Source organism: Robertkochia sediminum (assembly GCF_016786255.1).
Taxonomy (GTDB): domain Bacteria; phylum Bacteroidota; class Bacteroidia; order Flavobacteriales; family Flavobacteriaceae; genus Robertkochia; species Robertkochia sediminum.
Map to the genome: position 1 here is coordinate 1 of NZ_JADMKT010000047.1, position 247 is coordinate 247.

Annotated in this window: 1 rRNA gene; it reads right to left on the reverse strand. The window is 49.8% G+C overall.

The annotated features are described in order from the left end of the window. Positions 1-166 precede the first annotated feature (166 nt). Positions 167-247 (reverse strand): 5S ribosomal RNA (rrf, locus tag IS446_RS00190); the annotation flags it as partial.

The following is a 247-nucleotide window of genomic DNA, read 5'->3' on the forward strand; positions in this document are numbered from 1 at the left end:
GGCGCGATCACCATACCTTCCATATGAGCGCATATTTTCGGCAGACAAGCTCGAGGTGACACCAACTTTACCTCTTTACCCCTTTACCTCTTTACTTCTTCACCCCCTACTACCTGTAACTTTCGCGCATAAAAAAAGCCCCTCACATGATATGAAGGGCTTTCAAAGAAGGCGGCGACCTACTCTCCCACTTTCGTAGTACCATCGGCGCTGTCGGGCTTAACTGCTCTGTTCGGAATGGGAAGAG